This window comes from Bartonella sp. MU70NMGDW (genome assembly GCF_042194085.1).
Taxonomy (GTDB): Bacteria; Pseudomonadota; Alphaproteobacteria; order Rhizobiales; family Rhizobiaceae; genus Bartonella; species Bartonella grahamii.
In genome coordinates this window covers 1-1,652 of the sequence record NZ_JBHIMK010000258.1, presented here as the reverse complement: position 1 = coordinate 1,652, position 1,652 = coordinate 1, and the positions used below count along the sequence as shown (strand labels likewise).

1 pseudogene is annotated in these 1,652 nt (G+C 39.3%); it reads left to right on the top strand.

What is annotated here, in order from left to right:
* Positions 1–1,652 (top strand): annotated as a pseudogene (locus ACFIKE_RS10250) (autotransporter outer membrane beta-barrel domain-containing protein); the annotation flags it as partial.

The following is a 1,652-nucleotide window of genomic DNA, read 5'->3' as shown; positions in this document are numbered from 1 at the left end:
ACTTTAAAAAATGTAACTGTCACTCAAGCAACCAGTGCCATAGTTGCAGATGATCACTCGACAATAACAGTCTCTGGGGGATCATTTGATGCAAAAGATTCGACAATATTTGCTCAAAATGGCAGCGCCATTATTTTAACCAACAATGCGCAAATTACATCATCTGATTCCAATGGACTCTATGCAAAAGCCTCAGGCTCCACCATCACAATGACCGGAGGAACTGTAACTGGGAGGGAAGCAGCATTGGCTGCTGCAGACGGTGGACACATTACGGTCACAAATGTTGCTCTAAAAACAACAGATGGTGATGGTATCGGTGCAAGTGTTGAGGGCAAAGACAGCGTAATTAAATTATATGGTAAAACAACACTTAAAAATGCTGTAACAGGGCTTTTTGCAGATGACGGTGGTAAAATTACTAGTGAAGATCTAATGATGATAGGTAATGAAGCCATAGTAGACATTTCTGCTACAGGAGTGTGGGCCGACAATGCAAATAGCGAAATCAATTTAAACGGCAAAACAACCCTTGAAAAAGTTGTTACTGGCCTTGTTACATCCAATGGTGGCAAAATCTTTAGCAAGGATATAACGATAATTGGTGCTGAATTCAAAAGTAATGAGATACCCGAAAGAAGCAGCATTGGTGTAAAAACAAATGATATGGGTAGCAAAGTTGAATTAAAAGGAAAAACAGCCATTAAAAAAGTTGATATTGGCCTTTCTGCATTCGATAATAGCACAATTAAGATGATCAGTAACTCCACTGATGCATCACGGGATGGGATAAAAAGCCAAATAGAAGCAAAAAAAGTTGCATCACTTGTAGTGGGTGGTGGGCATATTGATTTAACAGATGTTTCTGCAACAGCAGAAGTTTCTGGTTTGCAATTCGTAGCTCGCCCTACTACCAAACAAGATGAGCTAAATGATCCACAAAAACATCAAACCAATGAAATCAATTTAACCAATGCAGATATTCACGTTAAAAATGGTACAGGAATTCTCATTGGAGCTTTCACTAACGCTAACATTAAAAATAGTGCTGATCTGTCAATTGGTACAGTTAATCTCACAAATTCGGAAATCCATGCCGACGTGTTATTAGGGGACGGTCTCTTTACGAAAGAAAAAAGCTTTTGGGAAGAAGATGATATTACCGAGATCTCCAACGGCACCTTCACATTAAGCGCTGATCATTCAACTTTAGAAGGCAGAGCAAATATTTCTAAAGACAGAAATGTACGTTTTGATCTAAAAAACAAGACACAATGGATCGTAAAAACCAGCGCAACAGAACTCAATGATGATGGCAAACTGCTTGATATTGCTCAAAGATCTCGTTCTGATGTTTCTGTACTTAGTCTCAACAACAGTTCTATTGTTTTTGATGGACTGGTAGACGATCATTATCACACATTGCATATAGGATCTGGTAAACCAAACACAAAAGCAGTCTACAACGCCTCTGGTGACGCAAATATTTACTTCAACATTGCTTGGAGTGATGGCGTAGCAAGTGCCGATCAAAAAACCGATAGACTTCTGATCCACGGTGATGTCTCAGGCTCCACAACAGTTTATATCAAAAGCGATACAGGGGATGAAAGTAGTGTAATAAATGCCTCTGATCCTTCCAATATAGGTGG